Annotated in this window: 7 protein-coding genes; 4 read left to right on the plus strand and 3 right to left on the minus strand. The window is 62.1% G+C overall.

Going from position 1 to position 7049, the window contains the following annotated elements; translation table 11 throughout:
• The 4 genes from L8F96_RS18340 to L8F96_RS18355 all read left to right on the plus strand — a co-directional run.
• A partial coding sequence (locus L8F96_RS18340; RefSeq protein WP_334656998.1) for a hypothetical protein occupies positions 1-246 on the plus strand: 246 nt, incomplete at its 5' end.
• A 379-nt stretch (positions 247-625) separates the two neighbouring features.
• Positions 626-1483, plus strand: a complete 858-nt coding sequence (locus L8F96_RS18345; RefSeq protein WP_334656999.1) for a hypothetical protein — start codon at positions 626-628, stop codon at positions 1481-1483.
• A gap of 133 nt (positions 1484-1616) precedes the next feature.
• A complete protein-coding gene (locus tag L8F96_RS18350; protein ID WP_334657000.1) occupies positions 1617-3062 on the plus strand; it encodes an MBL fold metallo-hydrolase in 1446 nt (481 codons plus the stop codon).
• A 612-nt stretch (positions 3063-3674) separates the two neighbouring features.
• On the plus strand, positions 3675-4697 hold the full coding sequence (locus L8F96_RS18355; RefSeq protein ID WP_197075576.1) for a HigA family addiction module antitoxin: 1023 nt from the start codon (positions 3675-3677) through the stop codon (positions 4695-4697).
• A 37-nt stretch (positions 4698-4734) separates the two neighbouring features.
• Here the strand turns inward: L8F96_RS18355 and L8F96_RS18360 are convergent, their stop codons facing one another.
• From L8F96_RS18360 to L8F96_RS18370, 3 genes are all read right to left on the minus strand, one after another.
• On the minus strand, positions 4735-6015 hold the full coding sequence (locus tag L8F96_RS18360) for a cytochrome P450 (protein WP_046411192.1): 1281 nt from the start codon (positions 6013-6015) through the stop codon (positions 4735-4737).
• 28 nt (positions 6016-6043) lie between these two features.
• A complete protein-coding gene (locus L8F96_RS18365) occupies positions 6044-6364 on the minus strand; it encodes a 2Fe-2S iron-sulfur cluster-binding protein (protein WP_046411193.1) in 321 nt (106 codons plus the stop codon).
• 212 nt (positions 6365-6576) lie between these two features.
• Positions 6577-7008, minus strand: a complete 432-nt coding sequence (locus tag L8F96_RS18370; RefSeq protein WP_334657001.1) for a glycoside hydrolase family 15 protein — start codon at positions 7006-7008, stop codon at positions 6577-6579.
• Positions 7009-7049 lie beyond the last annotated feature (41 nt).

Genomic DNA, 7049 nt, shown 5'->3' on the forward strand with positions numbered 1-7049 from the left:
GGCCATTCGTTCATGCGCCGGAGCCCGGCAGCTAAGCGCCCAATCTCGGTCATTCGACCCATCGACCGGCAATCCCGAAACCTGCCATCCATTCAGCAGCGGTCGATTGGCGCAATTTGGGTGGGAAGCGGAACAGCCGCTTTTGGGCGGTCGATCGCGAAAGCGGCCGTTCGTTCCGATTGGAAGGCCAAGGTCCCTTACGCCAGCGAACAGGGATTGCGGCCCGCCCGCTTTGAAGCCGATTAGCGCACATTCGACCGGTCGTTCATCCAAAGTAAGATGACCGCACACTCGCCAGACGCCCCGGCGGTGTGCTTGCCGACCTCGGCGAGCGGGTAGGTGCCTGCAACCTCGACGGTTTCGCGGAAGTGGTCGACCGCTTGGGCAGCACGTAGGGCGGCTTCCATGCCTTAGCGCAGCTCAGCCAAGACGACTGAAGATAGAAATACGAGGTTATCCGATCCGAAGCTTTGTGCATCGCGACCACCGCGACGGACAGTGCGGCCGGACGGGTCGCCTTAGCGGAAGCTCAAATCACATCCATCGCCGCGACGCGCCGAACCGGACTAGGCTGAGACCACCAGGCGACGCTAAGCTGAAGTGCTTTGCAACCGAAAGAGAAGAGGTGAGCGTGAAAGCGCCAAGACAAAGGGTGCATCCGCCCATCGCCAGCGGCCGCGCGCGCAGCCTGCCGTTCCAAGTGGCGGCTGTCTGCTGGGTAGACCTGCTCGGATATGGAGGCATGATCGGAGCGGCCGACTTCAATCCGATCGCCCCGCAAGCAAAGACCGCCATAACTCGGCTTCGTGCATTTCATCGGATCGTCGCTGAGCATAGCGGACGCAAGTTCCGTACTCTCGTGCTCAATGACGGCGCCGTGGCATACAGAGACCTTTCGCTGCGCAGCTCGGGTGTAACCTACGACTTCCTGACCAGATCCTTTGCCCTTTTTCGGGCGCTGGACGAAAGCGAACGTCGGAACGGGTGGTACGGATCCCGCATGGTGCTTGCGACGGGCTTTCGGGCGAAGGGCAGCCGCCGTGCGATCGATCATGCATCGGGGCAAGTGAGTTCGATTCTAGCCAGGATGAAGGCGGGACAGATCGCACCAGAAGAGGCGGTTCGGGAAGCAGCCAGCATCGACCGCTACTTCGACGTCCTGCCTCAGCTGCAGGCAAATTTTGCGTTTACAAAGGCCTATGTAGCCGATGTTGCGGGCTCCGGAGCGGGCCTTGGCGGGCCAAGGTTCTTCGTCGACACGTCGATCTTCGATGACGGGGTTCCAGCATGGGTCCGCGCCGACAAGCCCATAGAATTCAAGGACGACCGGCTTGGACTCGGCGCCGAGTTCGCGCCCGTCTCCGAGCTGACGCCGCCCGGCCACACCACACCCGACGTACCGGGCATGCGCGACGCCTTGCAAATCGCAGAGGCGATCGCCCCGTCGGCGGGAGTGCGTGAGTTCATCCGGGCTGTGCGGTGACCCGCTTCGGCGCAACTAGGGTGTCGTGCGCCCGTGCACGCCTGAGTGCGTCGTGCGTCGATATGACCTGTAAACGACCTTTCTGAGTTCGACCGTGGCTGGCGCACATACCCTCCTTCCGATCGAGATCGGCATGATCAAGACAATGCTCAGCTTCCGCCCGGAGTTGAGCAAGCAAGCGATCCTGTCCTATTTCACGAGGCCCGGTCGCGATCTCAATCATCGTTTGATCGCGGAGATTGCGGGCGGACGCTGGCCCAACGTCCCCCCCGCCCCGACGCAGTCGACCTTAGCGTACATGGCGCAATGCCTCGGCCACCTCTATCCCGTTGTGAGCAGCACTCTTTACGCCGGAGATACGACGACCGTGACGCGATTGGCGACGATGGAGGTTCATTGGTGGCCCGTCGGGCAGGGTCTCTTCATGTCCGGCCGCCTGTTCGGAGCGGCCAGCGGCCAGTTTACCTGGGTCTATGACTGCGGCTCGACATCGGGTGCGGCCGAGCGGGACAAGGCGATCGCGGCGTTCCGCAAGGAGCTAGCAGGCCGTCGCATCGATCTCGTCACCCTGTCGCACTTCGACAGCGACCACATCAACGGCATCGTCGCACTGATCCGCGGCGTACGTGTTCGGACCCTTCTCCTCCCCTACGTGCCGCTTTGGCAGCGGTTGCTGATCGCGCTTGGGGAAGAAATCGGAGCGGACGACTCCTTGCTCGCCTTCTACCTCGACCCGGTCGGCTATCTAGCAAGCATCGAGGGTAGCGAAATTGACGAGGTCGTGTTCGTGCCCGGCGCCGGCCCGGATGACGTGGTGCCCGGCTTCGAGGACGAGCCCGATCCCGACCGACCGATCGAAGGCGGAAAGGCAGAATACGGCCCGCCGCCCGAAGGAAGCGATGGTGATCCCGCCGTCGCCGGCAGCGCAAATGTTCAGGTCCGTTTTCTGAAGCCGGCAGGCAGGATCATCGTTCCGTCGCTCTGGGAGTTCATCCCCTACAACGATGCCGCGATGCAGCCGCTCGCCACCGCCTTATTCATCAGACGGGTAAAGCGGATTGCCGGCGCCCTTCTTGCCGGACGCCGACGGCAATCGGTGATGCTGCGGCTGCTGAAGCGGATCTACCAGCGGGCGTTCGGCTCCGGGTCCGTGCCAGCGAACCTCATCTCGCTGTTTCTGTATGCCGGTCCGATCGGAACACGGGTCCGGTTCGATCCGGTGGCAGCGACCGCTCCATTTCGGATGGATCCCAACCGGGACAATCTGGCGCAGCTCGCTACCGGAGATGGCTTCCTCGACACCCCCGCCCGGCTGGCGGCATTGCAGCGTTTCTATGGGCGGAGCGGACGGCTGGATCGAGCGGGGCTTCTCCAAGTGATGCACCATGGAGCCCGCCCCAATTGGCAATCAGGACTCGCCGCTGTTCTCAAGCCGGCTGCTAGTATCTTCTCGTCCGACCCTGGCCACACCCACGCGCATCCGGCTCCCGAGGTACTGCGCGATTTCTGGCCTTGGTGCCCGGTCCGCGTGGACAAGGTGACCGGGTTTAGTTTGGTCGCAAGCCTGGAATCAAAATGAAGGCTGCCGCGCTTTACGTCTTCGACAGTCTGCGCGGCTTTGCCGAGGGGCCAAACCAGGCGCGGACGGACCGGCGACCGTGCAAAACCCGTTCGGCACCCTTTCCTAAGCCCATCGACGCTTTAGCCAACCCACCGCCGGCGCTCGGGGTCGGTTGGTCCAGTCACATGAACGAGCGGCAGGTTTTAGGCAGCGACTGGCGCCGGTTGAGAGGCCAGGATTGGGTCGTTGCGCCCACCGCGCCCATTTGAACGAGTCCGCTTACTCCTACTTCGCGGTCCAGAGCGGCCTGTCCGCAGCCGGCCCAGGAGCTGCCATCCTAGCATCCGGCGCGCTGAACGGCTGGGAGTGGGCCGGTTTTGGACTGGCAGGTTACGGCACTCGAACGAGCGGATCGGACGTAAACCATCCTATTCTCAGTCGACGGCGAAACTTGACCGTCAGCAGTCAGCGCATTTCGGCGTGAGAGTCGGCAGCCGCAGACTTCGAATGGTCTGAGCGTTGATGTCGGCACGGATTGGAAATGACATTAGCCTAAACCTTGATGTAGCGTGTAGCGCATCACGCTACATTGCCATCGACATGCATCGTGTAGCGTCATGCACTACACGTATGAAAAATGAATCTATCCATCCGGGCGAGTATGTCCGAACCAACGTCATTCCTGTTGGCACCAACGTCACCACAGCGGCCAAGCTGATCGATGTCAGCCGTCCAACGCTCTCAAACTTTCTCAACGGGAAAGCGGATCTCTCAACCGAGATGGCAGCTCGATTAGAACGAGCTTTCGGCGTATCTGCCCGCACTTTACTTGACGTTCAAAGCGCGTGGGACGCTGCCAAAACCACAGCCCGCTCGGCGGCGATTACCAAGTCTTATGTGCCGCCCTTTTTGCAGATTAAGGGTGCCGACATCACCCGGTGGGCGACGACGGGCGTCACCCCTCGCCAACGGCTGGCTGTGTTCATCAGAACGTTGGTGAACTCGACTGGGGTCGGCCTGATTAAGGTCGAGTTCCCCGGCAATGACGATAGCGAGCGCTCTGGTTGGGATGGAGAGGTTACGGCAACGCAGGCGACACCCTGGGTGCCATCGGGCCATTCCGGTTGGGAGTTTGGCGTTACCGAAGACATCAAAGGCAAGGCCGATCCCGAGCGGCGGTTCGAGTTCGATCTCGGCATCGACGCGGATGACGATCCGGTGGACGGCATAGCGGTGGGGCTGCAGGCGATCCGTGATCTCGACTTCGTGCTGGACGCGCCAGCCGCCAGCGCGATCATCCGCGACGTGGGGGATTCGAACATTGTCCTGCGCTTCTTCGGCTGGGTGAACCAGTCGCGCACCGATTATCTGAAAGGGCGCAGTTTGGCGCTAGATGCAGCCAAGCGTAGTTTGGAAGCTCACGGCTTTGCCCTGCCCGAACCGATTTACCGCCTGCGTTTTGATCAGGGTGCCGCCGTTCCGACCCAAAGCGCGTCGAACGCCCCAGTCGCCAAACCACCGAAACCGGCTGTGTCGCAACAGAGGATCGCGCACGATGCTGCGCCCGACGCGCATATCGCCAAGCTGGTCGACGAGGAACGCGCCGAAACCCAGGGCGGAGACCTCCTTGACGACAAGCGCCCGGTCGAGTGACAAAACCGAAACGTGCCTCAAGTAGGCAGCGTAACGGTCAATACCGGCGCGGGATAACGACCCGCATCGATTCATAGCCCTTCACGAAGTTCGAGCGGACGCGCTTGGGCTCCGCGACCACATTGATCTCCGGGAAACGCTTCATGATCTCTTCCCACACGATCTGCAGCTGCAGTTCGGCAAGGCGATTGCCAACGCAGCGGTGGACGCCGAAGCCGAACGAGATGTGCTGGCGCGGACGGGGACGATCGATGATATAGTCGTTCGGGCGCTCGATCACTTCATCGTCGCGATTGCCCGAGACGTACCACATGACAACCGTGTCATCTTTCTTGATCTGCTGGCCGCGGAATTCGACATCGCGGGTGGCGCGACGCTTCATGTGCGACAGTGGCGTCTGCCAGCGGATCGTTTCCGACACCATCGACGGCAGCAGTGACGGATCGGCCATCAGCTTGGCGTACTGATCGGGGTTCTTGGACAAGGCATAGACCGAGCCGGTCATCGTGTTGCGTGTGGTATCGTTGCCGCCCACCGTCAGCAGCATGACGTTCCCAAAATATTCCATCGGCGACATACCGCGTGTCGCGGGATCATGCGCGAGCATCGAGATGAGGTCGCCGGTCGGCTCTGCATTGACGCGCTCGTTCCACAGCTGCGTAAAATAGGCATGATAGTCGCGAAAGATGCCCATCTTCTGCTCGCGCGTCTCGACCACGCCATGCCCCGGCTCCGCAGTGACCACATCGGACCAATAGGTCAGCTTGCGGCGATCCTCCTGCGGCATGCCGAACAGCGTCGCAAGCGTCATCGCGGTGAGCTCCATCGACACCTTGTCGACCCAGTCGAACTCTTCGCCGATCGGCAACCCATCGAGGATCGCGGCGGCACGCTCGCGGATCAACGGACCCAGGATCTGAAGGTTGGTGGGCGACACGGCGGGGCTGACCGCCTTGCGCTGCACGTCGTGCTTGGGCGGGTCCATCGCGATGAACATCGCCAGCCCTTCGAGTTGCGGCGTTTCGCCGGGCGCTAGCGGCGGGACCATCATGATCCCCGGCTCCGACGAGAAGGTCTGGTGATCGATGTCGACCGCCATGATGTCGTTATATTTCGTCACCGACCAGAACGGCCCATAAGCGCTTTCGGCGGTGTAATGGACCGGCGCCTCGGCACGCAGCCGCTCGAAATTCCACCACATCTCGTCGGCAGCGAACAGCTCGGGGCGCGACGGATCCAGCTTGTCGAGCGGGGTCGCATAGGCGGCGTCGCGGGCGGGATTGGTGGCGGCGAAGGCGGCAGTGGCGGCGGTGCTCATGCGACGGATCCTTCCGGGATGATGGGGCTCAGTGCTGGCTTTCGGGCATGGTGACGATCAGCCCGTCGAGCGCGGGCGTAACCTCGATCTGGCACGACAGCCTGCTGTTGCTTTCCACGTTTTCAGCGAAGTTCAGCATCTCGGCTTCCTGCTCGGTGCGCTCACCGGTCGCCGTCAGCCAGTCTGGATCGACATAAACGTGGCACGTTGCACAGGCGGCCGCGCCGCCGCAATCGGCATCAATACCGGGCACGCCGTTCTTTACCGCGCCCTCCATCACGCTCCAGCCGTCGGTGACCTGCTGTTCATGACGCGTGCCGTCGTGCTCGACGTAGATGATCGTTGCCATCGGTTCCTCTCGGTGCCGTTCGTCCACGAAGTGGAAGGTCTGTTGATACAGGCGTAATCCTTACTGACAGCCGTGACAATAGGAGAGTGTCGGGTCGTGAGGTCGCATCCGCGCATCGTGAAGATGGCGGCTTACCTGACTCGGCCCATCGAACAGCGCGTCCCAGCGTTGCAAGGTGAGTAACAGTTGCCGGCGCATCGAGCGGGGTTTCCTTACGGTTGCCAGCTTGGCCGGTACGCTGGGTCCAAACGCCGATCCAGGAAGTGCGCGGCGCTGATGAAGGCCAGATGGGTGAGCGCCTGGGGAAAGTTTCCCAACGACAAGCCGCGCACGTCTACCTCCTCGGCGAACAGGCCGAGATGGTTGGCATAAGCCGCACCCTTGGCAAGCTGCATCCGCGCCTCATCCAAGCGGCCGGCGCGCGCCAGGCACTCCGCAAACCAGAATGTGCATGTCGTAAAGGCGCCTTCATCGCCTTCGAGCGCGTCGTCGACACGGTAGCGGTAGACCAGCCCGTCATCGCACAATTGCTCGCCGATCGCATCGAGCGTCTGAAGCCACACGGGATCGGTCGATGATACGAAGCGGACGAGGGGCATCATCAGCAACGCCGCGTCCAGCTCGCGCCCGCCCCGCTCCTGCACTGTCCGCCGTCAGCACCAATGGCACAGATTTGAGGTTGTGA

The sequence above is a fragment of the Sphingomonas panaciterrae genome, assembly GCF_036890205.1.
Taxonomy (GTDB): domain Bacteria; phylum Pseudomonadota; class Alphaproteobacteria; order Sphingomonadales; family Sphingomonadaceae; genus Sphingomonas; species Sphingomonas panaciterrae.

Excerpts from the sequence above, each read along its gene's own strand:
- L8F96_RS18350 (WP_334657000.1), top strand. The coding sequence starts at position 1,617 with ATGATCAAGACAATGCTCAGCTTCCGCCCGGAGTTGAGCAAGCAAGCG.
- L8F96_RS18355 (WP_197075576.1), top strand. The coding sequence starts at position 3,675 with ATGAAAAATGAATCTATCCATCCGGGCGAGTATGTCCGAACCAACGTC.
- L8F96_RS18360 (WP_046411192.1), bottom strand. The coding sequence starts at position 6,015 with ATGAGCACCGCCGCCACTGCCGCCTTCGCCGCCACCAATCCCGCCCGC.
- L8F96_RS18365 (WP_046411193.1), bottom strand. The coding sequence starts at position 6,364 with ATGGCAACGATCATCTACGTCGAGCACGACGGCACGCGTCATGAACAG.